Below are 26338 nucleotides of genomic sequence, written 5' to 3'. Positions count from 1 at the left end.
GTCCGCGGGCCGGCCGGCGTTCGCACGTGCGCCCGCGGCTCGGTTCGGCCCCGCGGGGTTTCGGTACGGTGGCGGGGGAAGAGATCGTCGGTGAGGAGCGGGGCATGGGTCTGTTCGGCGGGATGATGGGCAACGCCTCGGGGATCGATCCCCGGGCGGCGGCGAAGGAGTTCGGGCGGCTGCTGCGCAGGACGAGCAGATCCACGCCGCCTACCAGCTGATCCGGGACTCGCTGATCTTCACCGATCGGCGCCTGATCCTCATCGACAAGCAAGGCGTGACCGGCCGGAAGACCGAGTACCACTCGATCCCCTACCGCAGCATCACCCACTTCTCCGTCGAGACCGCAGGCACTTTCGACCTCGACGCCGAGCTCAAGATCTGGATCTCCAGCACCGCCGAGCCGGTCTCGCAGCAGTTCGGCAAGGGCGTCGACGTCTACGAGGTGCAGGCCCTGCTCAGCACGTTCGTCGCCCGCTGATCCACCGGGTCTGGCCGCCGATCTTCTGGACTGTTCCGACGAAGTCGACGTCCTCGTGACCGGTGCCGGCATGGCCGGTGCGAGTAGCGCTCGCGTACCGCGAATGGAATCCGAAGGTCCTGGTCGTCGAACCGAAGGGCGGCTGTTCTGGACCCGGGCGATGAGCGGTGGTCAGCCTTGGTGTCTCCGCGGGGCTCTGGCCGGGTCCGAGGCCGCTTACAGTGAGCCCGCTGTGCGAATCGAAGACCCCGGATCTTCACGCAGCATCGGAACGCCTGCCCAAGAAGTGCTTCTACGCCGCTTCTCTTTTGCGGAGGTTCGGCGGGTCACCGTCGACGGCGAACTGCTCCGCGAGGACCGCTTGGTCGTGCGCGGTGCGTTCGCGGCCGGGACCTGCACCTACGGCAAGGTCTGAGCCTCGGGCGTCGGGTTCGGCGATGCGTCGTGATTCGGCCGCTGCGTCGGAATTGCTCCGCATTCGCCTATCCAGCGTCGATGAGGATTGCGATGTGGAAGCACGGGCCGTCTGGAGCCACGCCATGGAGTGAGCGTGTGCACCGGGCCGTGCGGTCTGGATACATTTGATCTACCGTCGATCACATGTGATCGAAATGCGAAATGTGATTTCTTCTGCGAACCGCATCGCTGTCGGCTCGGCAGAGAGCGAGCTGTCGGATGTGCAGCGGCCAGTTGTGTTCGTCTGGCAGCAACGATCTTGGAGGGTGCAGCATGCCGGCTCCGGAAGGCGGAGGATTCACCGCTGCAACGGATCCGCGAGGAGAACGCGCGGCCTGGTTGAGATCGGGAACGGATCGCGAGAAATCCGACTCGCGGGTCCGAGCTTGTCGGTGAGATCATTCTACCCCTCTGTCGCGCCGTCTTAATCGCGCGGCTTGGTTGATCGATTTTTTCCGAACGGACGTTTTCCTGATTTTCCTATCTTGCGCGAGTGCGATTATGGATCTTTCTGTGGTGATTCCGTGCTTCAACGAGGAGCGCGGTTTGAAGGAGCTCCGCGATGAGCTCAACGCTGTGCTTCCCGCGCTCGTGAGTCGGTACGAGGTCGTGCTCGTCGACGACGGCAGCACCGACGGCACGCTCGAGGAGGCCCGACGGCTGAGCAGCCTGGACCCGCGGTACCGGTACCTGTCGTTGAGCCGCAACTTCGGCAAGGAGGGGGCCATGCTCGCCGGGATTCGCGAGGCGACCGGCGACCGAGTTCTGATCATGGACGCCGATCTGCAGCACCCGGCGTGGCTGATCGCGGACATGCTCAAGCTGCTCGATTCCGGCCACGACCAGGTCGTCGCGCGCCGCGACCGGCACGGGGAACCGCGTGTTAGGTCACTGCTGTCGAAGCTGTACTACATTGGGGTGAACAAGCTCGCGGACGTCCAGCTCGAGGACGGGGTGGGCGACTTCCGGGTGCTCTCCCGCCGGGCGGTCGACGCGATGCTGGCCATGCCGGAGAGCAACCGGTTCTCCAAGGGCCTGTTCGCCTGGGTGGGCTTCCAGACCGCGACCGTTCCGTACCGCAACGTCACCCGCAAGTACGACCGGTCCTGCTTCAGCCTCGGCAAGCTCGTCAACTACGGGATCGACGGCGTGGTCTCGTTCAACAGCAAGCCACTCCGCGCGGCAGTGTACCTGGGCAGCCTGGTCACGCTGCTGGCCTTCGTCTACGCCGTGTACGTGATCGTCTGCGCGCTGGCCGGTTTTCCCGGTGTTCCGGGATACGCGACGCTGATGGTGGGCATCACCGGGTTCGGCGGAATGCAGCTGCTGCTGCTGGGCGTGGTCGGCGAGTACGTCGGACGCATCTACCTCGAATCGAAGAACCGCCCGCCCTACTTCATCAAGGAGTCCGGTGGCTCGGTGATGCTGCCCGCGCAGGAAGGTTCCGACAGCGCCCCGAAGGTGATCATGCCCCGGCGCCCCTCCGACGGCCCGCTGGTCGCCGACCCCGGCACGGGCAACGGAGGGCAGCAGTGCGCGGACTGAACGAATCCGGCAGGTTCGCGCGCTTCGTGGTGGTGGGGGTCGTGAACACGGTCGTGCACTACTCGGTCTACCTCGCGACGTGGCTGCTGGTCGGATACCTGGTCGCGCACGTGCTCGCCACGATCGCGGCGATGTCGGTGTCCTACGTGCTCAACTGCCGGTACACCTTCCGCGTCCGGCCGCGGCTGCGGACCTACCTGCTGTACCCGGCGTCGAACTGCGTCAACCTCGGGCTCAGCGCCGCCGCGATGTGGCTGCTGGTCGAAGTGGTCGGCATCCACCCGTTGCTGGCGACCGTGCTCGGCGGCCTGGTGGCCACCCCGGCCACCTACCTGGTGAGCCGCCTGATCCTGACCTCCCGGAAACGCCTGCTCCGCCCGGGCCCCGATGAGCCGTTGCCGATGGGGAGGGCATCGTGACGCAAGCCGTCGCCGTCGCTCCGGCCGAGAACGCGGAGCCCCACGAACCCGACGCCGCGCGCGCTCCCGGTCGGGTGTCGGTGCCGTTGATCACCTGCCTCTTCGTGGCGGCCCTGGCGCAGCTGCCCGTCCTGCGCCCGGGGTGGTTCTACTTCGCCGACGACTCGGCCACCCAGATCCTGCCCATGTGGTACCACCTGGGCCACCAGGTGCGGAACGGGACCTGGCCGCCGGTGCTGGACCCGGACCTGCTGCTGGGCGGGAACCTCGCCGCCGAAACGCTGTTCGGCATCTGGAACCCGGTCAACGCCGTGGTGTGGGTGGGGGTTTCGCTCGCCGCGGACGTGGGGGTCGCCGGCATCGTCGTGCGGACGGTCGCGCTCGCGGCGGTCGCGCTGGGCTGCTACCTGCTGTGCCGCGAGTACGGAGCCGCTCGGTGGTCGGCGAGCGCGCTCGCCACCGCGCTGCCGTTGACCGGATCGCTGCTGCACTTCGACGCCGCGAAGTGGCCTGCCGCGCTGCTGGCGTTCGTGTGGGTTCCGTTCGTCTGGCTGGTCGCGCGCCGCATGGTGCGCGGTCGCAGCAACGCCTTCTGGGCCTTCCTGCTCGGAGCGCTCGCGGTGACCGCGGGAAACCCCTACGTCCTGCTCGGTGTGTGCGTGGTCCTCGCGGCCCTGCTGGTCGAGGCCGGATCGCAGCGGCGATGGGCGGCGGTCAGCCGGCTCGTGCTGGTCTCGGCGGCGCTCGCGGCGGTCGTGCCGCTGGTGTACCTGCCACTGGTGCGCACCGCCCACATGACCTGGCGCACCACCTCGGGCGGCGTCGACAACAGCGGAGCGCTCGCGCCGCACCTGGACGATCTGCTCAACCTCAGCATGCCGACCTACGTCCCTGCCGTTCCCGATGTGGGTGTGCCCGCGGTGTACTTCTGCTGGTTCGCGGTCCCGCTGGCGTTCTGGTGCGACTGGTCGGTGTTGCGCAGGCGTTCGCGCGAGCTCGCCGGCCCCTTGGTGATCGCGGTCGTGTACTTGCTGGTCGTCCTCGGGCCGTCCGAGGTGTGGATGTTCCGCTGGCCGCTGCGGGTGGTCCACTACGGCTACCTCGCCCTGGCCGTGCTGCTGGCCGTGGTGCTGGCCGCCGGGCTCCGGCTGGATCGCCCGCGTGCTCGTGCGGCTGCCACGGCGGTCTTCCTGCTGTTGGCGGTGTACTTCACCGCCGAGCGCAGTCCGGATCTGGTGACGCTGCGCCGCGCGGTGCTCATCGCGCTCCTGATCGGACTGCTGATCACCGCGGGGCTGGCGCTCTACCGCGCGCGCGGGACCAGGCCGCTGGTCGCGGTGCTGCAGGTGGGCACCGCGCTCACGTTCGGCGCGCAGTGCCTGTGGTTCATCGGTGGTGGCGCCGACTTGCACTACTACTTCCCGAGTTCTCCGAAGCAGATGCGGGAGAGCTACGCCGACCGGTACGAGGGGCGTGTGCTGCAGATCGCCGACACCGCGCTCAACGAGCCGGGGCCGGGTGAGGAATCGCGGGAGATGTGGCGCGACATGGCCGTGGGCAACGCCTTCCTGCTGTCCGATGTGGACCATCTCGGCTCGTACACCGGGATCGGTTTCCGCGAGTTCGTCGACGTGCTGTGCCTGCGCTACGACGGATCGTCGTGCCCGGCGGCCTACGACGCGCTGTGGCGCCCCCCGTCCGGCGCGGACGTCCGGCTCGCGGACCTCCTGCTGCTGGACACGGTCGTCGTCCAGCACAAGAGCGTTCCGCGGCCGGTCGTGCCGGAGGGCTGGCACCTCGTCGAGCGGAACTCCCGGGTCAGCGTCCTGCGGCGGGATGAACCGGCCTCGGCCGGAACGGGACACCTCAGCTGGGCGTCGCCGCACCTGCGAGTGGTCTCCGACGTCTCCGACGGGCCGCGCACCGAAGGGGTCGACGTCCGCCGAACCGGGGGAGGGGCCGGGCGGTTGGTCTTCGCGAGGATGGCCTGGCCCGGCTACACCGCGACCTGGAACGGCTCCGAGGTTCCCGCTCACGCCGGGCCCGCCGGCCTGCTGGAAGTCGCATTGCCGCCCGGGCCGCCCGGGCCGGGGCGGTTGGAACTCACCTGGGTGCCGCCGAGCATGCGCCTGGGGCTCGCGTCCGCGGCGGGCGGCGCGCTGCTCGCCGCGGGCGTCGGGATCCAGCAGGCCACCGCGCGTCGCCGGGAGTCCGCCGGAGCACCTCGATGAGCAGGAAGATCGCATTCGGCATCGCGGCGGTGCTCGTGCTCCTGGCGACCTGCGGGGCGCCGCCGCCGCGCGACCCGGCCGGGCCCGAGCCGCCCCCGCAGGCGCACCACGCGCAGGTGACCGCGCACCCCGACGACGACCTGCTGTTCATGAACCCCGACCTGGCCGAGGGCCTGCGCAGCGGACGTCCCACGACGGGCATCTACCTCACCGCGGGCGAAGCGGCCGTGCCGGACCAGGCGGGCTACAGCGCGGCGAGGCAGGAAGGCACCCGGGCCGCCTACGCGCAGATGGTCCGCAAGCCCAACGAGTGGCTGCGCGGCACGATGCCGGTGGGGCACGGGCGCCTGGCCGAGGTCGACACGCTGCGCGCCGATCCCGACGTCAGGCTGGTCTTCCTGAACCTGCCCGAAGACGCCAACCCGCAGCAGGGGCGACACGCGTTGTCCAGGCTGCGGCACGATCCCGCGCTCACCGTCACCACGACGGTTCCGGCGGGTGCCGCCGTGCCGCACCCGCAGCTGTTCGACCGGCGTGCGGTGGTCGAGTCCATCACCGCGTTGCTGGACGCGTTCCAGCCCACCGTGGTGCGCCTGCAGGACGACCAGCCCGACAGGCGCTACCAGTCCAACTGGATCGGGGTGCACAACCACCCGGATCACGTCGCCGGCGCGGCGCTGGCGAAGGAGGCGCTCGCCGCGCACCGGCCGCGCGCCTTCTCGCCGATGGTGCTGACCTACCGCGACTACAACGTGGCCGACACCCCCTCGGCGCTGTCCGATGAGGACAAGGGCATGACCCGCGAGGCGTTCGCCGCGTACGCGGCTCACGACGTGCTCGCCAAGGGCGGCATCTACCGGAGTTGGAGCGACAACAGCGCCTACCGGTGGCCGCGAGGAGGGCGGTGGGCAGCCCGGGGCGAAGATGGTGTGGTGCGGGCGTTCTCGGTACGAGCGCACGGCCTCGCGCGCTGGACGCGCACTCCGCAGGGCGTCTGGAACGGGCCCGAGCTGATGCCGCTGCCGGAACCGCTCCGCCCGCACGTCACGTTGCTGGGAGGGGAACGGGAGCAGCCGGTGCTGGTGGCACAGAGCGAGGACGGCGCGCGAATCGTGGTCCTGCGGCAGAAGAGGTCGGGTATCTGGCCCCGGCGTTGGGAAGTGGTGGACGCCCCCGGCGCGGCCGACCCGGTCCAGAACGGTCTTCCCGCCACCACCGTTGACTCCGATGGCCGGATCGTGCTGGCGGTCAAGAACGCCGCCGGTGGGGTCAGCATCCGCAGGGAGCTCTCGTCGGCGAGCCAGAGGTGGCAACCGTGGTCCGATCTCGGTGGCACCGGCGTCCAGGACGGCGTCTCGATCGTCCCCGGCGGTGGCGGCGTGGTGCACGTGTTCGCCACCACGCGTGAACAGGTGCTGCACTGGGAGGTCCCGCGCACCGGAGACGCGCGTGCCGAAGCGGTGCCGATCGGCCCGGCCCGGCCGGCGGGCGCTCCGGTGACCGAGCGCGCTCGCGACGGGCTGATCCGGCTGCTCGTGCGCACCGACCGAGGCGGCGAGCTGGTCGAGCGGACGTTGACCCCGCAGGGCTGGCGGGACGGGCCGGTGTCGTCGCCCGGCACCGGTGGGATCGGTGATCCGGTCGCGGCCGGACCGGGCTCGCACGGCGTCGCGGACCTGGTCCGGGTCGCTCGTGACGGAGCTGGGAACGTCCACGTCGCGGATCGGGCCGGAGCTGGATGGGTCGATGTGGGCGGATCGGTCACCGATCACCCCGCCGCGATCGTCGAGCCCAACGGCGACATCACCCTCGTAGGGCTGGGTTTCGACGGCGGGCTGGTGGTCAACACCGGTGCGCAGGGCCCCGGCGGTCTCAGGTTCGCGGGATGGCGTCCCGGGTGGTCGCGCCCCCGGTTTCGGCTGCGGGGACGGACTGACCGGCGATCCGGATCGGCCGGGCGTTGCCGGCGCATCCGGGCGTCGGATACTACCCCGATGGATGTGCACACCAGGATCGTCGACGCGGCGATCCAGCGGATGGCGACCGCGGGCTACGAGGGCCTTTCGATCAGCTCGGTCGCCCGGCTCTCGGGCCTGTCCCGTCCGACGATCTACGCGCACTTCGGAACCCTGGACCAGCTCGCCGCCGAGGCGCTGGAAGCCGCTGCCGTCCAGGTGATCTCGCGCGTGATAGAGCGGGCGCGCGAGGAGGCGTCGTCGGCCGCCGACTACGTCGTGGAGGTCATGGTCGCGGCGCGCTCGGAGTTCCGCAGCAGCCCCGCGCTGGCGCCGATCGCGTTCCCGCAGCACGGCACGATCCTGTTCGACGGCAACGCGGTCGGCCCGGGCGCCCTGGAGCTGTCGCGCTCGTTCCTGCTGCCACTGCTGGAGTTCCAGCCGGAGCTGGAGGACGAGCTGGAGGAGATCGCCGAGACCTGCTTGAGGTGGCTGGTGTCGCTCGTGCAGTTCGAGAGCGAGCGATCGCGCTCGGACTCGAAGCTGCGCGCCTACCTGCACCGGCATCTCGTTCCGGGGTTGGGCGTCACCTCCTGACCTTTACATCGTTGACAACAGTTGTAAGGCTGCGTCAACGACAGAAAGGGCCGGTGTGCGCGCTCCAACCTCCCGCCGCCGCTTTATGGGCATGGCCGCCCTCGGTTCCGCATCAGCTCTCGGGCTGACCACCATCTCGACACGACACTCCGCCCAGGCCGCCGAGCACTCCCCGGCGGTGGTCATCGGAACCGGATACGGCGCCGCGGTCACCGCGCTGCGTCTCGGCGCTTCGGGCGTGCCCACCGTCATGCTGGAGATGGGCCGGTTGTGGAACACCCCGGCCGAGGACGGCAAGATCTTCTCCGACATGCTCGCCCCGGACCGCCGGGCGATGTGGTTCAAGAACCGCACCGAAGCGCCGCTGGCCTCGTTCCTGTGGCTGGACATCGCCAACCGCGACATCGAGCCCTACGCGGGCGTCCTCGACCGCGTCAACTACGGCGACATGTCGGTCTACGTCGGGCGCGGCGTCGGCGGCGGATCGCTGGTCAACGGCGCGATGGCGGTGACCCCGAAGCGCTGGTACTTCGAGGAGATCCTGCCCGAGGTCGACGCCGACGAGATGTACGGCAGGTACTTCCCGCTGGCCAACTCGATGCTCGGCACCAACCACATCGATCAGGACTGGTTCGAGACCTGCGACTCCTACCAGTTCGCACGCGTGTCCCGCGCCGCGGCCCAGAAGGCCGGGTACGAGACGACGTTCGTGCCCAGCGTCTACGACTTCGACTACATGCGGCGCGAGGAGGACGGCCTGGTGCCGCGCTCGGCGCTGGCGTCGGAGGTCATCTACGGCAACAACCACGGCAAGCGCTCGCTGGACCAGACCTACCTCGCCGCCGCCCTGGGCACCGGCAACGTCACGATCCAGACGCTGAGCGAGGTCCGCGACATCGCCCAGCAGCAGGACGGCAGCTACGCGCTGTCGGTGCGCCGGATCGACGAGCTGGGCAACGTGCTCGACGTCCGGCAGCTCACCACCGACTACCTGTTCCTCGGCGCCGGCAGCCTCGGGTCGACCGAACTGCTGGTGCGCGCCCGCGACACCGGCACGCTGCCGAACCTCGGCGAGGCGGTCGGCGAGGGCTGGGGCACCAACGGCAACGTGATGCTCGGCCGCGCCAACCACGTGCGCGACCTCGTCGGGCCGCTCGAATCGGGCATGCCGGCGATGGGCATCGACGCGTGGGAAGACCCGGTGAACCCGGTGTTCGCCGAGATCGCTCCGGTGCCGGCCGGTGTGGAGACGTGGGCGAGCCTGTACCTGGCGATCACCCGCAACCCGGAGCGCGGCTCGTTCCGCTACGACCCCGGAGCCGACCGCGCCGTCCTGCAGTGGCGCGAGGAGCAGGGGCAGCCGTCCATCGACGCGGCCAAGCAGCTGTTCGACCGGATCAACTCGGTCAACGGCACCAGCTACCGCTACGACCTGTTCGGCGACACCAGGGCGTTCGAGAACCGGTTCACCTACCACCCGCTGGGCGGACTCGTCCTGGGCGAGGCCACCGACCTCTGCGGCCGGGTCAAGGGGTACCGCAACCTCTACGTCACCGACGGCTCGCTCATCCCGGGAAGCACCGGCGTGAACCCGTTCGTGACGATCACGGCCCTCGCGGAGCGCAACATCGCTCGCGTGCTGGCCGAGGACGTCCGGACCCGCTGAAGCTCCGGCGGGCTCGGCCGGGGCCGAGCCCGCCGGAGCTTCAGCGCACGACGTCGAAGACGTTCTTCTGGATGCCGTTGGAGTAGACCTCGTGCTCGACGAGCCGGAGCTTCTGGGCGTCCTTGTCGGTGCTGCTGAACAGGCGCTTGCCCGCGCCGAGCAGGAGCGGGAAGACCAGCAGGTGGTAGCGGTCGATGAGCCCGGCGTCGGAGAGCGCGCGGTTGAGGGTCGCGCTGCCGTGCATGATGATCGGCCCACCCTCGGTCTCCTTGAGCGCGGCGACCTCGTCCACCGAGCGCAGGATCGTGGTCGGCCCCCAGCCGGTGACCAGCGCGTCGTCGGTGAGCTCGGTGGACACCACGTACTTGGGCATGTCCTTGTACTCGGCGAAGTCCTCCATCGACGGCCAGACCGGGCTGAACGCCTCGTAGCTGACCCGGCCGAGCAGCATCGCGGTGGCCTCCTGCTGCTCCCGGCCCTTGATCTCGAACGCCTCCGGCAGGAACTCGACGTGCTTGAACGTCCATCCCGAGTTGCGGTAACCGGGCTCGCCACCGGGGGCCTCCACGACGCCGTCGAGCGAGACGAAAGCCGAGCTGATGAGGGTGCGCATGGGAAGAACTCTCCTTGATCTCGATTGTCTGCTCGTGTGGACTCCCGGCCGGACCAGAACTCATCGGTGGGGGGCGCTCGTGCAGCTCAGCGGAGGGAGTTCCACTCCGCAGAACAATTCTGTCGGACCCTTGCCGGAAAAATGGAGTCGTTCGAGCATGTCCGACATGCGAATGCCAGGCGAGGCGCACGCGCTGGTGCGGCACACCCACCAGGAGCGAGTGCTGCGCGCGCTCCGCGAGCGGGGTGCGCTGAGCCGCGGTGAGATCGCCAGGGCGGTGGGACTGTCCCGCACCACCATCTCGGAGATCACCCGTGACCTGCTGGAGCACGGCGCTGTCGTCGTGGTCGACACCGATGCGGCGTCGCGGGCGGGGAGCGGCCGACCCGCCGAGCGGCTCGCGCTGGACCCCAACTCCGGGCAGTTCCTGGGCGTGGACTTCGGGCACCGGCGGGTGCACGTGGCCATCGCCGACCCGGCCCACGAGGTCCTGGCCTCCGGACGTCAGATCTACGACGACAGCACCGGGTGGCCGGAGCGCATAGAGACCGCCTTCGAGCTCATCGACCGCCTCAGCGCCGAGCGGGGCGTGCACTTCCGCGCCCTGCAGGGGATCGGCATCGGCGTCACCGGCCCGCATCCGCGCTCGTCGGCCCCGCACGCCCCGGAAGGCGCGTTCGGCCCGGGGTTCGCCGCCGCGCGCGACGACGTCGACGTCTCCTTCGCCGAGCGCTTCGGCGCTCCGGTGATGGTGGACAACAACACCCGCCTCGCGGCGCTGGCCGAAGCGCTCGCAGGTGACGCCAGCGCCGAGAACGTGCTCTACGTGCGCCTGTCCGACGGTGTCGGCGGTGCACTGGTGATCGGCGGCCGGCTCGTGCCCGGCGCCACCGGTCTGGCCGGGGAGCTCGGCCACGTCACCGTCGTCCCGGGTGGTGCCCGCTGCCGCTGCGGCAAGGACGGATGCCTGGAGACGGTCGCCTCGGTCCCGGCGATGCTGGCGGCCTGCCGGCAGCGCGGCGCCGACGTCGATTCCCTCGACGAGCTGGCGAACTCCGGCGATCCCGTCGTCGAGCAGGTGCTGCGCGACGCGGCCCGTGCGCTGGGCCGGGCCGTGGGCGTGGTGGCGATGGTGTTCAACCCGTCCGAGGTCGTGATCGGCGGCGACATCGCCCGGCTGGCACCGGTGATCGTCGAGCAGACCGGCGACACCGTCGGCGCCGAGCTGTTCCCGTGGGTCGCCGCGAAACCGGCCTTCCGCTGCGCGCGGCTCGCCGACGACGACGGCGCCACCGGGGCGCTGGCCGCGCTCTTCCGCAGCTCGCCCCTGCTCGCCGACTACCCGGAACCGGCGCCGATCCGCGCTCTTCCGGCCTGAAGGAGCCGCGACCATGGCAGTTCTCAGCGAGCGCGACGCCGCGCCGAAGGCCGACCCGGGGCCCGCGCCGCGCCGGCGCAGCGCACCGCTGGTGCTCAACGCCGCCTCGATCCTGCTCGGGGTCGGGATGTGGTGGGCGCTCGCGGCGCTGGGCATCAAGATCCCGGCACCACCCGAGGTCGCGGCCAGGGCGGTCGAGATGGCCGCCGACGGAACCCTCCTGGACGACACCGCGGCGAGCCTCGGGCGGGTGCTGGCCGGGTTCGCGCTGGGCACCGCGCTGGCGGTGGTGATGGGTTTCCTGATGGGCTGGTACCGGCCGGTGCGCGCGCTGGCCGAGCCGTGGGTGCAGTTCTTCCGCACCATCCCGCCGCTGGCCATCATCCCGCTGGCGATCGTGCTGATGGGCATCGGCGAGGTCCCGAAGATCTTCGTGATCTTCCTGGCCGCGTTCCTGGCCTGCGTCATCTCGACGCTGCAGGGAGTGGTCACGGTCGATCCGACGCTGATCAACGCAGCGCGGGTGCTCGGGGCGGGCGACGCGACGATCTTCGGCCGCGTCGTGGTTCCGGCGTCGGCGCCGTTCATCCTCGTCGGCATGCGGGTCGGTCTCGGCTCGGCGTGGGCGACGGTGGTCGCCGCGGAACTCATCGCCGCGCAAGAAGGTCTCGGCTTCCGGATGCAGAACGCCCAGCTGTACTACGACCTACCGACGATCTTCGTCAGCCTGATCACCATCGGCGTCCTCGGCCTGGCCATGGACCGGCTGCTGCTGCTCGCCGAACGCAAGCTGACCGGATGGCAGGAGCAGCGGTGAACCCCAAGATCGCCCTGGACGGCGTGACCAAGTCCTTCGACCTCGGCCGCGATCGGCTCGTCGCGCTCGACGACGTGTCCCTGGAGATCGCCGACAACGAGTTCGTCACCGTCGTCGGCCCCTCCGGGTGCGGCAAGAGCACCCTGCTCAACATCCTCGCCGGGCTGGAGGAACCGACCGGCGGACGCGCCCTCGTCGACGGCGTCCCGGTCACCGGCCCGGGTCCCGACCGCGGGGTGATCTTCCAGCAGTACGCGCTGTTCCCGTGGCTGACCGTGCGCGGCAACGTCGAGTTCGGCCTCAAGATCGCGGGCGTGCCCCGGGAGGAGCGCCGGGTGCGCGCGGAGCACTTCATCGACGTCGTCGGACTGACCTACTTCGCCGACGTGCTGCCCAAGGCCCTCTCGGGCGGGATGCGCCAGCGCTGCGCCATCGCCCGCGCCTACGCCGTGAACCCCGCGATCCTGCTGATGGACGAACCCTTCGGCGCCCTCGACGCGCTGACCAGGGTCAAGCTCCAGGACCAGCTGCTCAGCGCCTGGGACCAGGAGCGGCGAACGGTCCTGTTCATCACCCACGACGTCGACGAGGCCGTGTACCTGGCCGACCGGGTGATCGTGATGGCCTCCCGGCCCGGCCGCATCTACGACGCCGTCGAGGTCGACCTGCCGCATCCGCGCACCGAAGAGGTCCGGCTGAGCGCGGAGTTCACCGCGCTGCGCAACCGGGTCTGGAACTCCGTCTACCACCAGGACAACGACCGCGCCCTCCCGGCGCGGGACTGAGAGGACGCCATGACCAGCAGGAAGAGATGGCTCGCCGGCGCGCTCGCCGGACTCGTCGTGGCGCTCACCGGGTGCGGTGGCGGTTCGGAGGCGTCCGACGAGGTCCGATTCGGCTACATCGGCGACTACAACGGCGCCAGCCTCCTCGCGGTCGCCGAGGACCAGAAGCTCTGGGAGAAGCACGGTCTCGACGCCACGGCCAGCGTGTTCACCAACGGGCCGCTGCAGATCCAGGCGCTGGGCAGCGGTGACCTCGACTTCGGCTACATCGGGCCGGGCGCGATGTGGCTGCCCGCCTCCGGCCAGGCCAAGGTCGTCGCGCTGAACACGCTCGGCAACGCCGACCGCGTCATCGCGCAGCCCGGCATCCGCGGCATGGCCGACCTGCGGGGCAGGACGATCGGGGTTCCGCAGGGAACCTCCGGGGAGATGATCCTCGATCTCGCGCTGCGCCGGGCGGGCATGACCAAGAACGACGTCAAGGTCGTGCCGATGGACGCCTCGACGATCGTCTCCGCCTTCTCCGCCAAGCGCATCGACGCGGCCGGGTTCTGGTACCCGGCGATCGACACGATCCGCAAGCAGGTTCCGGGACTGGTCGAGCTGGCCCGCAACTCCGACTTCCGCGGGGAGATGGAGTTCCCGACGGTCTTCGTCGCGGGCAACGACGTGGTGACCGGTCAGCAGGACAAGGCCCGGCGCGTGCTGGCGGTGCTGCGCGAGGCGATGCGGTACCGCTCGGCCAACGCCGAGCGCACCATCGAGCTGACCGCCGACCTGCTGAAGAAGGACCCGGCGCAGGTGCGCGCCGACGCCGCCAACGTGCAGGTGCTCGGCGCCGAGGAGCTGGACCGGTTGACGGCCGACGGCACCGTCCGGAACTGGCTGTCCACGATGGACTCCTACTTCGCCGGGACCGGCCAGCTCGAGCGGAGCACCGGGCCCGAGAACTACTACACCGGCGACCTGTTCACCTCGGCGGGCCAACCGTGAACCAGCGCAACATCCTGTTCCTGATGACCGACCAGCACCGCACCGACACCCTCGGCGCCTACGGCAACCCGATGGCCGCGACGCCGAACCTCGACGAGCTGGCCGCCACCGGGACCCGCTTCGACCGCTGGTACACCCCGACCGCCATCTGCACGCCCGCGCGCGCCAGCCTGCTCACCGGGCAGGCCCCGTTCCGGCACAAGCTGCTGGCCAACTACGAGCGCAACGTCGGCTACATCGAGGACCTGCCCGAGGGGCAGTTCACGTTCTCGGAGGCGTTGCGGGGCCGCGGCTACAACTGCGGGCTCATCGGCAAGTGGCACGTCGGGACGCAGAAGTCCGCCGGTGACTTCGGTTTCGACGGACCGGACCTCCCGGGCTGGCACAACCCGGTCGACCACCCCGACTACCTGACCTACCTCGCCGACAACGGCCTGCCGCCGTACGAGATCAGCGACCGCATCCGCGGCACCCTGCCCAACGGCGGCCCGGGGAACCTGCTGGCGGCGCGGCTGCACCAGCCGGTGGAGGCGACCTTCGAGCACTACCTGGCGACCCGCGCCATCGAGATGATGGAGTGCTACGCCGCCGACGTGCGCGAGCACGACAAGCCGTTCTTCCTGGAGCTGAGCTTCTTCGGCCCGCACCTGCCCTACATCGTCCCCGACGAGCACTTCGACATGTTCGACCCGCAGGAGGTGCCGCTGCCGCGCTCGGTCGCCGAGACCTTCCACGGCAAACCCCCGGTGCAGCAGAACTACAGCGCGCACTGGACGTTCGACACGATGCCGCTGGAGACGACCCGCAAGCTGATCGCCGTGTACTGGGGGTACGTGGCGCTGATCGACCAGGAGATCGGCCGGGTGCTCGACGCGATGCGGCGCCTGGGCCTGGCCGAGGACACGGCGGTGTTCTTCACCTGCGACCACGGCGAGTTCACCGGGTCCCACCGGCTGCACGACAAGGGACCGGCGATGTACGAGGACATCTACCGGACGCCGGGCATCGTGCGCGTGCCCGGCGAGGCCGGGGGAGTGGTGCGGTCGGAGTTCGTCAGCCTGCTGGACTGCACCGCCACCATCCTCGAACTGGCCGGCATCGACCCGGAACCCGCCGTGGATTCCCGGAGCCTGCTCCCGTTGGTGTCCGATGAGGACGGTGTGGAGTGGCCCGAGGAGATCGTCTGCGAGTTCCACGGGCACCACTTCCCGTACCCGCAGCGCATGCTGCGCACCGACCGCTACAAGCTCGTGGTCAACCCCGACTCGGTCAACGAGCTCTACGACCTGGAAACCGATCCGGACGAGCTCATCAACCGCTACCCGCACCCGGAGATGGCGGAGGTCCGAGCCGCTCTCATGCGTCGGCTCTACGACCTGCTGCGAGAGCGGGGCGACAACTTCTACCACTGGATGACCTCGATGTACGAGGTCGGGGAGGTCGCCTACGACCCCACCCTCAGCGGCCTCGACGAGGACAGCTACCAGCGCTGATCAGGCCGTCACCATGCGGGTGGCGTCCCCCTGCCGCTGCCGGTAGGCGGTGGGGGAGACGGCGAACTCGCGCTTGAACGCCTTGCTGAAGGCGAACGCCGACTGGTAGCCGACCTGCCGGGCGATCGCCGACAGCGGTTGGTCGTCACGGGTGAGCAGCCGGCCGGCCTGGGTCATGCGCCACCACGTCAGGTAGGTCAGCGGCGGCGAACCGACGAGGTCGGTGAAGCGCTGCGCGAAGGTGGCGCGGGACAGCCCCGCCTCGGCGGCCAGTCCCGCCGCCGTCCACGGCGTGGCGGGGGAGCTCTGGATGAGGCCCAGCGCGGTGGAGATCGCGGGGTCTCGCAGCGCTGCGGCCCACCCGCCGCGGCCCTGCTCGGCCTGCCCGCGGTACCAGGTTCGGACGATGTAGAGCAGCAGGAGGTCGAGCAGTGCGGGGACGGCGGCGCTGGAACCCGTTGCGCGATCGCCCATCCCGTCTCCGAGGAGGTCCACGATGGACTGGAGGCGGGATTCTCCGCCGATCTGCGCGGGCAGGTGGATGACGTCGGGGAGCGCGGCGATCAGCGGGTGCGGCCGGATGTCGTCGAGGTAGTGCGAGCCGCAGAGCATCGAGGTCATCAGGTCCGCCTGGATCATCGGAACCGAGCACAGGGTCGACGGAGGCACCATCCCCACCCCGTGACCGGTTCACCCCCCGGCGGGTCCTGGTCCGAACCGTTCCTGATCGATGACCGACAAGCCCGGACGGTTCGGACCACAGCCGCCCCGGGCCTCAATCCTCGGACGCGACGCGCGCCGCTCAGGCGGTGGGGGCTCGGGTTCCGGCAGCTGGGTGAGCTGCCGGAACCCGGTGGTGCGCCCGTGGTTTCAGTGCTGGTGCTGTGACGGGCCCTTGCTGCGGACCAGGGATCGGACGTTGTCGATGCGTCCGCAGTCGGCGTCGATGAGCTCGCGGCGCCTGGCCGTGAACGCCCGGCCGAGTTCGGCGCGGTGGTCCGCGTCGACCTGGGCCCGCGCGTCGTTGAGGACGGTGCGCTCCTCCTCGTCGAGGTGGTGGGTCAACGACTCGCTGAGCTCCTCCAGCCGGGAGTCCCACTCCTCGGATCCCGGTTCGTCGCACTCCATGAGCGCCCAAAGCGCTTCGTGGCCCTCCGCGTGCTCCTCGGCCCCGTGGTCGACGTCCTCGGCGGAGAGCTTGCGCAGCACCGGGTACACCTCGGATTCCTCGGCTTCGGCGTGCGCGACCAGGAGTGCGGCGATCTCGCCGAGCGCGTACCTGCGGTCTCCCGCGGAGCTGCGCAGGGTGCGCAGCAGGTCTTCGAAGCGGCGGTGATCGGCCAGGATGAGTTCGACGACGTCTTCGGACACGGTGGTCCCCTTCGGCCTGGGGTGGGGTTCGGGTACCTGCGGATCATCGAGGACCACCGTGTGCCTGGCAAGGAAATGGTTCGCGCTCGGCTCAGATCTTGGTCGGAGTCGGTGCGTCGCTGAGGTCCCGCTTGTAGGTCTCGGCGAGCAGGTAGGTCGACACGAACGAGATCAGGCACAGCACGACGACGTACCCGGCGATGGACAAGGAGCTCCCCGTCGCCGCGAACAGCGCGGTGCAGATCATCGGGGCGATGCCGCCGCCGAGGATCGCCGCCATCTGGTAGGCCAGCGAGGCGCCGCTGTAGCGCAGCCGGGTGCTGAACAGCTCCGAGAAGAACGCCGACTGCGGCCCGTAGACCGCCGTTCGGCACGCCTGCACGACGAGCCCGGCCAGCAGGAACAGCCCGATCGAGCCGCTGTCGACCAGCATGATCCAGGGCACCGCGAACAGGCCGAGCGCCAGCATCCCGCCCAGCGACATGCCGCGTCTGCCGAGGCGGTCGGAGAGCAGGCCGAACGCCATCATCAGCGGGATGTCGACGGCCGCCAGCAACGCGTTCGCGCTCAGGATCGTGGTGCGCTCGTAGTCGAGGGTCTTGGTGGTGTAGGAGACGATCCAGGTGGTGCCGACGTAGAACGTGGCGTTGGTGGCGAGGAAGGACCCGGCGGCGAGCAGGATCGTCTTCGGGTGCTCGCGCAGCACCTCGATCACCGGCATCCTCTGGGCGCGCTCCTTCTCGTCGCGCTGCACGGCCTGCTGGAACACCGGGCTCTCGCTGATCTTGAGGCGGATGGCGAAGCCGACGACGATCAGCGCCGCGCTGCACAGGAACGGGACCCGCCAGCCCCACGCGAGGAAGGTCTCCTCGGACATGTTCGCCGACAGCGCCGTGAACGTCAGGTTGCCCAGCAGCAGACCCGCCGGCACGCCCACCTGCGGCCAGCTCCCGTAGAAACCGCGCTTGCCCTTCGGCGCGTGCTCGACGGCCATGAGGGCGGCGCCGCCCCACTCGCCGCCGACACCGATTCCCTGGGCGAAGCGCAGCAGCGTCAGCAGGATCGGGGCCCACACGCCGATCGTGGCGTAGGTCGGCAGCAGCCCCATCAGCAGCGTCGCGACGCCCATCAGCATCAGCGAGCCGATGAGCATCGGTTTGCGCCCGAGCTTGTCGCCGTAGTGCGCGAAGAGCACACCGCCGATGGGGCGGGCCAGGAAGCCGACGGCGAAGGTCGCGAAGGCGGCGACGGTGCCCACGACGGGGTCGAACTTCGGGAAGAACAGCTGGTTGAACACCAGCGCTGCGGCGGTGCCGTAGATGAAGAAGTCGTACCACTCGATGGTGGTGCCGATGAGGCTGGCGAGCGCTACTCGTCGCGCGCTCGTCGCGGTGGCGGCCATTCGGTCGACCTCCGGGGAGTTGAAGCGTCTGTGACCCAGATAACTAACGGTGTAAGTTTTAGGGACGGTAGCGATTCGGGCGAAGCATCACAAGAGGTACTCCTCGGCTCCTCCAGCCGGAGAAACTTTCGGAAACGGGCTCGGTTCCTGCGCCGTCGATCTGCGCCCCCTCGGGCGGGTATTCTCGAAACGGAGGGCGCAGAACAGGATGTGCCGTCGTTGGCGAGGCGTTTCGCGGGAGACAGGCCGAAATAGTTTCGAAAACTCTTGTTGACCGCGCCTCGACGCCCCCGCATGCTCGATCCGGTCGGTCGGATCTCCCGTCAGCGCGGTCGAGAGGATGCGGTGGGCATGTCAGCTAGTACGAGGGCGCGCGGCTGCGTCGCCGGTGCGGTCCTGGCGGCGGCGGTTCTGGTGGCACCCGCGACGGCCTCCGCCCAGCCCGCGTGCTCGGGCCACGTCGGGCTCACCTTCGACGATGGTCCCGGCGACACCACAGCGGAACTGCTGAACGCCCTGCGGCAGCACGGACTGCGCGCGACGATGTTCAACCGCGGCGACAGCGCGGACGCCCACCCGGCGCTGGTGGAGGAGCAGGTCGACGCCGGGATGTGGGTCGGCAACCACAGCTACGGCCACCAGCACATGACGCAGCTGTCGCGGCCCGAAATGGACGATGAGATCTCACGCGCGCAGCAGGCCATCGCCGGCGCCGGCGGCGGGACCCCGACCCTGTTCCGCCCGCCCTACGGCGAGACCAACGAGACCCTGCGCGAGGTCGCGCAGTCCCACGGCCTCACCGAGATCATCTGGGACGTCGACTCCCTGGACTGGAACAACGCCACGGTCGACGAGATCGTGGAGGCCAACGCCCGCCTCACCGACGGCCAGGTCATCCTCATGCACGACTGGGCCCCCAACACCCTCGCGGCGATCCCCAGGATCGCGGAGGTCCTGGAGGACAAGGGGCTGTGCCCGGGAGCGATCTCCCCGCGCACGGGTCAGGCGGTCGCCCCCGACGAACTTCCGCGAGGGCGGTTCTGATCCGAACCGGCCGTGATCATCGTCCGTTCTTCCCGGTCAATTCGGACCACAGCTGCCCACGGGTGAGGTACGGGTGGGCGTGGGTCAGGACTTCCGCGGTGTTGCGCCAGGCTTGGACGTGGTCCGCGTCCGGGATCGAGGCGAACGCAGTGCCGGTCCGGCCGGCGAAGGCGCGCATGGGGTCGTACCAGGGATCGGCCGTGCCCGCGTACATCAGCAGCGGGACGGTGCTGCGCTCCAGTGCCTCGTGCACGCCCGGCTCGTGGCGGAACGCCTCGTAGTTCGCCCGGAGCGCTGCGGGGTCGGCGGCGTCGATGACCGCCGCGTAGGCGGGGTTGGTGCGCGCGCCCTGCTGCATCAGCGGCCACGGGTCGGTGTCCGCGGGAAGCCCCAGGCCGTTGAGCATGGCCTCGACCGCCGAGCGGAAGCCGTCGATCGGGTCGAACGCACCGGCGATGAGGCGGGTGAGCCGCTCCGGTGCGTGCACCGCGACGGCGTAGCCGGTCAGGGCACCGAGCGAATAGCCCCAGAACGCGGCCTCGTCCAGGCCGAGGTCGTCGAGGACGGCCGTGACCGACTCCGCGCGGCGGGCCAGCGAGTAGTCGGCGGGCGTCACCGGAGCGGAACTCGCGCCGAGCCCGAGCGGATCGACCGTGATCACCGTGTGGGTGGTGGCGAGAACCGAGGTGTAGCCGGCCTTGGTCCACTGCGCACCGGTCTGGAACATGCCCGGGTGCAGCACCAGCGGTGGCCCGTTACCGATGACCTCGTAGGCGATCTTCACTCCGTTGCGCTGCGCGATCGGCACGTGCTCCTCCTCGACCCGGGTCTGGCGAGCATCGCACGACTCGGCCCCGGGGTGGGGGTTTCCGCGGAAACTCCCACGCCCGGGGCCGGGTCGGGATCGCCTAGCGCATGGCCGGGATGTCCGGCAGCGCGAAGACGATGAGGGCGCTGCCGTGGCCCGCACCGAGCATTCCCGGGAGGAAGCCCTCGATCCAGCCGCCCCAGCCGACCGGAACGGCGACGTACTGCTTGCCGTCGACCGAGTAGGTCATGGGACTGCCGTGGTGGCCGCTACCGCACTGGAACTCCCACAGCTTCTCGCCGTTGCGGGCGTCCAGGGCGACGAACTCGCCCGAGGGCGTGCCTGCGAAGACCAGGTCTCCGGCCGTGGTCAGCACCGAAGAGCACATCGGCAGGCTGTTGCGCCAGCGCCACTTCTCCTCTCCCTTGGAATCGAAAGCGCTGATGGATCCGCGCATGTCGTCGGCGTCGACCTGAACTCCCGCGCCCCAGTACGGGATTCCTTCGCGGAACTCGCGGCGGCGTCGCGTGGCGGTGGCGCCGACGTCCTGCACCGGGACGTAGAACAGCTCGGTGCGCGGGTTGTACGCGGCGTGCGTCCACTCCTTGGCCCCGGCCGGACCGGGGTAGAAGTGGACCGGTTCGCCTTCGGCGTCCGGGTACTTCCTGGGCGTCACCTTGCCGTCGCGGGTGATGGTGCCCCAGTCGATCCGGTCCACGTAGGGCGTGACCGAGATCAGCTCGCCGTTGGTGCGGTCGAGCACGAAGAAGTACCCGTTCTTGTCGAAGTGGCCGAGCATCTTGCGCCCGTCCTGGTCGAACAGGATGTTCTCCATGGTGCTGTCGTAGTCCCACACGTCGTGCGGGGTGCACTGGTAGTGCCAGCGGATCTCGCCCGCGTCGACGTCGACCGCGATGACGCTGTCGGTGAAGAGGTTGTCGCCCTCGCGCACCGCGCCGTCGAAGTCGGGCGCCGGGTTGCCGGTCCCCGCGTACAGCAGGTTGGTCTCCGGGTCGAACGTGGCGGTGACCCACGGGTTGGCGCCGCCGCGCGCCCACGCCTCGCCGTCGGCCGGCCAGGTGTCCGAACCCGGCTCGCCCGGCTTCGGGATCGTGTAGCAGCGCCAGCGGTGCTCGCCGGACTCCAGGTCGAAGGCGTCCAGGTGGCCGCGCACGCCGAACTCGCCGCCCGAGCTGCCGATGATGACCATGTCCTTGACGATCAGCGGAGCGAGCGTCGCGCTCTCCCCGGCCCGCACGTCGCCGACCGTCTTGTCCCAGACGCGATCGCCCGTCACCGCGTCGAGCGCGAGGAGGTGGGCGTTGGGCGTGACGGTGAAGACCTTGCCCTTGGCCACCGCGACACCGCGGTTGACGTTCCCGCAGCACAGCGACACGTCGTAGGGCACGGCGTGCTTGTAGCGCCACAGGTGGGCGCCCGTCTTGGCGTCGAGCGCCCAGACCCAGCCGTCCCAGCCGGAGACGTACATGACCCCGTCGACGACCAGCGGCGTGGCCTCGAACGCGTAGGTGGAAGCCCCCGCGATCATGCCTTCGGTGTTCGCCTGGAAGATCCAGGTGGGGCCGATGCTCTTGACGTTCTCGGTGTTGATCTCGTCGAGCAGGCTGTAGCGCTGTCCGTCGTAGGCGCCGTAGTAGGTGAGCCAGTTGTGCGATTCGGAACGAGCGTCGAGCAGCCGATCGTAGTCGACGCTCATGGCGACGTCGGGTGCGTTCCGGGGCTCAGTGGTCAGCATCCCCTGGTTGATCGCCTCACCGGCGTCCACGTATTCCACGGTCATGGTCGGTCCTCCCTACGGGCGCGGCTGGTCGGGGCGGTCGAGACGGGCTTCCGGCGGCACCTCGCCGAGCACGACGATGGCGCCGGTGAGGCCGCGGCCCTCGTCGTTGCCGGTGGGCGAGCTGAACCAGTAGTAGCCGGGTCCGTCCAGGTTGAGCCTGGCCACGCCCTTGGAGTGGTTGACCAGCCAGATGAACTTGCGGTCGCCGTTGCTGGGCAGCAGAGCGCAGTGGGTGTTCATGTCATCGTTGATGAGCGTCAGTTCGAGGTCGCCGCCGTGCGGGAGGAGCAGGATCGAAGGATCCCAAGCGATCTCGTCCGGTTCGATGCGAACCGTCGCCTCCATCGTGCCGTCGGCCCGTTCGGTGGCCTGTTCGATGTTGCCGGTGCCGAGCACCCGGCCGATCGTCGCCCCGTTCTGGACGTCCAGGCCGACCGCGCTGAGCATGTCGTTGCGTTCCTTCGCCGTCGTCATCGGACCTCACCTCCTCGTGAATCCGTCTCCCGAACGCGCCCGAAGATGATGTGCTGCGAACCGAATTCGTGAACGCGGTTCGCAGAAGTCAGGTGTGCGAGGGAGAACAGCAGTGGGTCAAACCAATTGCCCTGTACCGAATCGGACATTACGCCGGGTGCGGGGTGGCCAAAACCGGAGACCGCCGGACCGGGCGCCCGTACCGCTCGCACGGCCGGGACTACCGCTCAGACACCGAACCTGCCGAGGTTCATGACCTTGTCCCAGGCGCGGGTGAAGTCGTGCACGAACTTCGCTTCGTCGCTGGCGTAGACCTCGGCGATCGCGCGGAGTTCGGGATGTGACCCGACGGTGAGGTCGACTCGGCTCGCAGTCCACCGAATGCGACCGGTTGCCCGGTCTTTTCCCTCGAAAGTGCCTGATTTGGGAGTCCATTCGGTGCTCATGTCGAGGAGGTTGGTGAAGAAGTCGTGGGTGAGCTTCCCGGGTCGGGTGGTGAGGACGCCCAGCGGTGACCGGTCGTGGTTGCTGTTGAGCGCGCGGAGTCCACCGATGAGCGCGGTCATCTCGGGGGCGCTGAGCGTGAGCTGGTTGGCGCGGTCGATGAGGAGGTGTTCGGCGGGCAGCGCGGCGCGCGGGCCGGTGTGGTTGCGGAACCCGTCGGCGGCGGGTTCGAGCGCGGCGAAGGAGTCGACGTCGGTCCACTCCTGGGTGGCGTCGGTGCGCCCCGGCGTGAAGGGAACGTGGATGCCGTCGGCCGCGTGTTCGACGGCCGCGCAACCGGCGAGGACGATGAGGTCGGCCAGCGAAACCCGTTTCCCCGCCGTCTGCTCTGCGTTGAAGCGCTCCTGGACCGCTTCCAGCGCGGCGATCACGGGTCCCGTGGTGCCGGGATCGTTGACCTGCCAGTCGCGTTGCGGGGCCAGCCGGAGGCGAGCTCCGTTCGAGCCGCCCCGCTTGTCGCTGTCGCGGTAGGTCGAGGCAGACGCCCATGCGGTGAACACCAGCTGCGGCACGGGAATCCCGAGGTCGAGGATCCGGGTCTTGAGCTCGGCGATGTCGTCGGAGTCGACGGGGTCGTGGTCGTGGTCGGCTTCGGGCACGGGGTCCTGCCAGATGAACCACTCCGCCGGGACCAGCGGCCCGAGGTAGCGCTGCCGGGGTCCCATGTCGATGTGGGTGAGCTTGAACCAGGCGTGCGCGAAGGCGTCGGCGAGCTCGTCGGGACTGGCGAGGAAGCGGCGGGCGATCTTCTCGTAGGCTGGGTCTTCCTGCAGCGCCAGGTCGGTGGTGAGCATCGTGGGCGCGCGGGTCGTCGACGGGTCGTGGGGGTCGGGAACCGTCCCGCGCCCGCGGCCTTCGCGGGGAACCCACTGCCAGAGCCCGGCCGGGCTGAGCACGACCTCCCACTCGTAGGAGAACAGCGTCTCCAGGAACGAGCTGTCCCACCGGGTGGGCGTCGGGGTCCAGGTCCCTTCGAGGCCGCTGGAGACGGCGTCCGGCCCCTTGCCGGTCCCGTAGCTGTTCCGCCAGCCCAGGCCTTGTTCCTCCAGCCCCGCGCCTTCAGGCTCGGCGCCCAGGTACCGGGCGGGATCGGCGGCGCCGTGGGATTTGCCGAAGGTGTGCCCGCCGACGATGAGCGCGACGGTCTCCTCGTCGTTCATCGCCATCCGCCCGAAGGTCTCGCGGATGGCCTTGCCCGCGGCGATGGGGTCGGGCAGCGTCGAGGGCCCCTGCGGGTCGACGTAGATCAGGCCCATCTCGTCGGCGGAGAGGGGTTGCTGCAGGTCGCGGACGCCGGTGTGGCGCTCGTCGGCGAGCCAGGCGCGTTCCGGGCCCCAGTAGACGTCGGCCTCGGACTCCCACACGTCCTCGCGGCCTCCGGCGAAGCCGAGCGTGGTGAAGCCCATGGATTCCAGGGCGCGGTTGCCGGCGAGGACCATGAGGTCGGCCCAGGAGATGCTGCGGCCGTACTTCTGCTTGACCGGCCACAGCAGGCGGCGTGCTTTGTCGAGGTTGCGGTTGTCGGGCCAGCTGTTGGTCGGCGCGAAGCGCTGCATCCCGGTGCTCGCGCCACCTCGGCCGTCGCCGATGCGGTACGTGCCGGCGCTGTGCCAGGCCATGCGCAGCACCAGCGGCCCGTAGTGCCCGAAATCGGCCGGCCACCAGTCCTGCGAGGTCGTCAGGACCTCGTCGATGTCGCGGGCCACCGCGTCGAGGTCGAGCTTCGCGAACTCGGCCGGGTAGTCGAAGTCCGGGCCCAAGGGGTTCGCCGCGGGGTGGTGCTTGGCGAGGATCCGCAGGTCGAGCCGGTGCGGCCACCAGTCGCGGTTGTCACCACCCGCCGCCGGATGGTTCCGCGACCGCTCGACGCGCCGTCGCACGCTCTGGTCGTAGTTCCGCGTGACCGCCACGGCATCCGGGTTCTCCGGCATCGCGCACCTCCCTCCCCGGTGGCTCAGATATCCAGCGCCCGCCGCACGGCCGGGGCGTTGCGCCGCGACACCGGCACCATCGCCTCCGCGCCGGTGTCCATCACCAGCAGCAGTTCGCCCTTGCACCGGCGTTCGACCTCGCGGACGCGCCCCACGTTGACCACGTACCGGCGGTGCACTCGCAGGAATCCGGCGTCGCCCTGCTCGGCTTCGAGCTTGTCGAGGCTGCCGGAAGCCGCGCGCAGGCGGCCCTGGTCGGTGGACAGCCAGACGTCGTTGCCCTCCGACTCGGCGAAGGAGACCTCGGAGAGCCGCAGCAGCACCATCCGGTTCTCCCGCATCGCCACGATCCTGTCCGGTCTGCCTCGGTGGTTCGCACCGCCCTCGACGCGCGGCAGCTGCTCGCCCTCGGCGACGCCGAAGGAGAACAGGTTGCCGACCAGGTGCCCGGACAGGAACACCGGCCGGATGCTCACCGAGCTGGGTTCGTCGCTGAGGTGGGTGTGGACCTGCGTCGTGCCGATCCACTCGGGGTCGCGGGACGCCTGCTTGACGGCGTAGCGGGCGGCCTTGATCACCTCGGGCAGCCTCGGGTTCCACCGCACCGTCGGATCGGTCGCGGGCGTCGAGCTCGGCACGCCGAGCAGCACGCCGGCGGTGTCGTCGGCGATCACGACGCGTCCCGCCGGGTCCAGCGCGGCCAGCGCCACGCCCGAGCGCGACCGGGCGTGCTGGAAGGCCGCGATCAGCTCAGCGCTGCCGTCCTTGGCGCGCTGCACCAGCGTGCGCTGGGTGCGGGTGGCGGCGTTGCTCAGCCAGGCACCTGCCGAGGTGGGCGGTTCGCTGCGCCAGCACGAGATGTTGAGCACCGCGATCGGCTCGCGCGTCACCACGTCCCGCACGGCCACACCGGCGCACGTCCAGTCGTGGAAGGCCTGGCACCAGTGCTCGGCACCGCGGACCACGACCGGCGCGTGCGACTCCAGCGCGGTGCCCATGCCGTTGGTGCCCGTAGCCTGCTCCGACCAGCAGAACCAGGTCGACAGGTTGGCTTCCGCGGCGATCTCGCGGGTGGCCGGATCGCCCCACTCGGCCAAGATCCGGCCCGTGGCGTCGGCGACGGTCACCACGCCGCCGCCGTTGCTGACCTCGTGCGCCACCGACGCGGCGCGGAACCCCAGTTCGGCGAACACGACGTCGTGTTCGAGCGTGTGGTCGACCTCCGCCACGGCGATCGGGGCCTTGGTGAGGCCGGGGTCGACGCGGTACTGGTCGCGGCAGCGGTGCCAGGAGATCGCCACTTCGGGCCGCACGCCGCGGATGTCGTCCTCCCCGCGCACGAAGCGTTCCCACGCCCCGTACACGGTGGTGTTGCCGGGGACGCGGGACATCGGGTCCAGCCGGTGCACCTCTGCCATACAAGACCGCCTTTGGTCGCCCACCGAGCCGACCGGGGAATCGGCGGATTCCGCGCTGCTCCAGGGACTACCACCAGCTTATTCCCGAATTCCGGACCAGCACGACGAGACAACCCCGCCACCCCCATCCCAACCCGAACCGGGCACCCCGAAGCC

At 69.9% G+C, this 26338-nt stretch carries 21 protein-coding genes and 1 pseudogene; 13 read left to right on the top strand and 9 right to left on the bottom strand.

Going from position 1 to position 26338, the window contains the following annotated elements; translation table 11 throughout:
* The first annotated feature begins 104 nt into the window (after nucleotides 1–104).
* From E1202_RS06900 to E1202_RS06870, 7 genes and pseudogenes are all read left to right on the top strand, one after another.
* Nucleotides 105–481: pseudogene (locus E1202_RS06900) on the top strand (PH domain-containing protein).
* A gap of 232 nt (nucleotides 482–713) precedes the next feature.
* Entirely contained in the window at nucleotides 714–896 is a 183-nt protein-coding gene (locus E1202_RS06895; RefSeq protein WP_132681723.1) for a hypothetical protein, read from the top strand.
* A 554-nt stretch (nucleotides 897–1450) separates the two neighbouring features.
* Complete coding sequence (locus E1202_RS06890; RefSeq protein WP_408006096.1) at nucleotides 1451–2482, top strand: glycosyltransferase family 2 protein; 1032 nt, start codon at nucleotides 1451–1453, stop codon at nucleotides 2480–2482.
* On the top strand, nucleotides 2470–2901 hold the full coding sequence (locus tag E1202_RS06885) for a GtrA family protein (protein ID WP_235877803.1): 432 nt from the start codon (nucleotides 2470–2472) through the stop codon (nucleotides 2899–2901). Before E1202_RS06890 ends, E1202_RS06885 begins: the two co-directional genes overlap by 13 nt.
* Nucleotides 2898–5132 carry a hypothetical protein gene (locus E1202_RS06880; protein ID WP_132681721.1) on the top strand — a complete coding sequence of 745 codons (2235 nt, stop codon included), beginning with the start codon at nucleotides 2898–2900 and terminating at the stop codon, nucleotides 5130–5132. Before E1202_RS06885 ends, E1202_RS06880 begins: the two co-directional genes overlap by 4 nt.
* Complete coding sequence (locus tag E1202_RS06875; RefSeq protein WP_132681720.1) at nucleotides 5129–7684, top strand: PIG-L family deacetylase; 2556 nt, start codon at nucleotides 5129–5131, stop codon at nucleotides 7682–7684. The genes E1202_RS06880 and E1202_RS06875 overlap by 4 nt, the downstream gene beginning before the upstream one ends.
* A 91-nt stretch (nucleotides 7685–7775) precedes the next feature.
* Nucleotides 7776–9350, top strand: coding sequence for a GMC oxidoreductase (locus E1202_RS06870; protein WP_132681719.1), 1575 nt, complete (start codon nucleotides 7776–7778; stop codon nucleotides 9348–9350).
* Nucleotides 9351–9390: 40 nt separating this feature from the next.
* On the opposite strand, the gene E1202_RS06865 is transcribed toward E1202_RS06870, so the two are convergent.
* Nucleotides 9391–9963, bottom strand: coding sequence for a dihydrofolate reductase family protein (locus tag E1202_RS06865; protein ID WP_132681718.1), 573 nt, complete (start codon nucleotides 9961–9963; stop codon nucleotides 9391–9393).
* Nucleotides 9964–10120: 157 nt separating this feature from the next.
* Between E1202_RS06865 and E1202_RS06860 the strand changes: the two genes are divergently transcribed.
* From E1202_RS06860 to E1202_RS06840, 5 genes are read left to right on the top strand one after another with little or no spacing between them, the layout of a single operon-like run.
* Nucleotides 10121–11341, top strand: coding sequence for an ROK family transcriptional regulator (locus E1202_RS06860; protein ID WP_132681717.1), 1221 nt, complete (start codon nucleotides 10121–10123; stop codon nucleotides 11339–11341).
* Nucleotides 11342–11354: 13 nt separating this feature from the next.
* A complete protein-coding gene (locus E1202_RS06855) occupies nucleotides 11355–12158 on the top strand; it encodes an ABC transporter permease (protein ID WP_132681716.1) in 804 nt (267 codons plus the stop codon).
* Nucleotides 12155–12943 carry an ABC transporter ATP-binding protein gene (locus E1202_RS06850; RefSeq protein ID WP_268952297.1) on the top strand — a complete coding sequence of 263 codons (789 nt, stop codon included), beginning with the start codon at nucleotides 12155–12157 and terminating at the stop codon, nucleotides 12941–12943. Before E1202_RS06855 ends, E1202_RS06850 begins: the two co-directional genes overlap by 4 nt.
* A 9-nt stretch (nucleotides 12944–12952) precedes the next feature.
* Nucleotides 12953–13936, top strand: a complete 984-nt coding sequence (locus tag E1202_RS06845; RefSeq protein WP_132681714.1) for an aliphatic sulfonate ABC transporter substrate-binding protein — start codon at nucleotides 12953–12955, stop codon at nucleotides 13934–13936.
* Complete coding sequence (locus tag E1202_RS06840) at nucleotides 13933–15429, top strand: sulfatase-like hydrolase/transferase (RefSeq protein WP_132681713.1); 1497 nt, start codon at nucleotides 13933–13935, stop codon at nucleotides 15427–15429. Before E1202_RS06845 ends, E1202_RS06840 begins: the two co-directional genes overlap by 4 nt.
* Here E1202_RS06840 and E1202_RS06835 read toward each other — a convergent pair whose 3' ends face one another.
* The 3 genes from E1202_RS06835 to E1202_RS06825 all read right to left on the bottom strand — a co-directional run bounded on the left by E1202_RS06835 (nucleotide 15430) and on the right by E1202_RS06825 (nucleotide 18202).
* Entirely contained in the window at nucleotides 15430–16068 is a 639-nt protein-coding gene (locus E1202_RS06835; RefSeq protein ID WP_132681712.1) for an AraC family transcriptional regulator, read from the bottom strand.
* A gap of 231 nt (nucleotides 16069–16299) precedes the next feature.
* Complete coding sequence (locus E1202_RS06830) at nucleotides 16300–16800, bottom strand: hemerythrin domain-containing protein (protein WP_132681711.1); 501 nt, start codon at nucleotides 16798–16800, stop codon at nucleotides 16300–16302.
* 91 nt (nucleotides 16801–16891) lie between these two features.
* On the bottom strand, nucleotides 16892–18202 hold the full coding sequence (locus E1202_RS06825) for an MFS transporter (RefSeq protein ID WP_132681710.1): 1311 nt from the start codon (nucleotides 18200–18202) through the stop codon (nucleotides 16892–16894).
* Nucleotides 18203–18553: 351 nt separating this feature from the next.
* On the opposite strand from E1202_RS06825, the gene E1202_RS06820 reads away from it, so the two are divergent.
* Entirely contained in the window at nucleotides 18554–19246 is a 693-nt protein-coding gene (locus E1202_RS06820; RefSeq protein ID WP_132681709.1) for a polysaccharide deacetylase family protein, read from the top strand.
* Nucleotides 19247–19262: 16 nt separating this feature from the next.
* On the opposite strand, the gene E1202_RS06815 is transcribed toward E1202_RS06820, so the two are convergent.
* The 5 genes from E1202_RS06815 to E1202_RS06795 form a co-directional block, all read right to left on the bottom strand.
* Nucleotides 19263–20054, bottom strand: coding sequence for an alpha/beta fold hydrolase (locus E1202_RS06815; RefSeq protein ID WP_132681708.1), 792 nt, complete (start codon nucleotides 20052–20054; stop codon nucleotides 19263–19265).
* Between the two features lie 100 nt (nucleotides 20055–20154).
* Nucleotides 20155–21855 (bottom strand): PQQ-dependent dehydrogenase, methanol/ethanol family, encoded by a 1701-nt coding sequence (locus E1202_RS06810; RefSeq protein ID WP_132681707.1) that lies wholly within the window; start codon nucleotides 21853–21855, stop codon nucleotides 20155–20157.
* 12 nt (nucleotides 21856–21867) lie between these two features.
* On the bottom strand, nucleotides 21868–22329 hold the full coding sequence (locus E1202_RS06805) for an MSMEG_3727 family PQQ-associated protein (RefSeq protein WP_132681706.1): 462 nt from the start codon (nucleotides 22327–22329) through the stop codon (nucleotides 21868–21870).
* 227 nt (nucleotides 22330–22556) lie between these two features.
* Nucleotides 22557–24764 carry a catalase/peroxidase HPI gene (katG, locus tag E1202_RS06800; RefSeq protein ID WP_132681705.1) on the bottom strand — a complete coding sequence of 736 codons (2208 nt, stop codon included), beginning with the start codon at nucleotides 24762–24764 and terminating at the stop codon, nucleotides 22557–22559.
* A gap of 23 nt (nucleotides 24765–24787) precedes the next feature.
* Nucleotides 24788–26182 (bottom strand): DNA-binding protein, encoded by a 1395-nt coding sequence (locus E1202_RS06795; RefSeq protein ID WP_132681704.1) that lies wholly within the window; start codon nucleotides 26180–26182, stop codon nucleotides 24788–24790.
* Between the last annotated feature and the right edge of the window lie 156 nt (nucleotides 26183–26338).

This window comes from Saccharopolyspora karakumensis, assembly GCF_004349225.1.
Classification (GTDB): domain Bacteria; phylum Actinomycetota; class Actinomycetes; order Mycobacteriales; family Pseudonocardiaceae; genus Saccharopolyspora; species Saccharopolyspora endophytica.
This window is presented reverse-complemented; position numbering and strand designations above follow the sequence as displayed.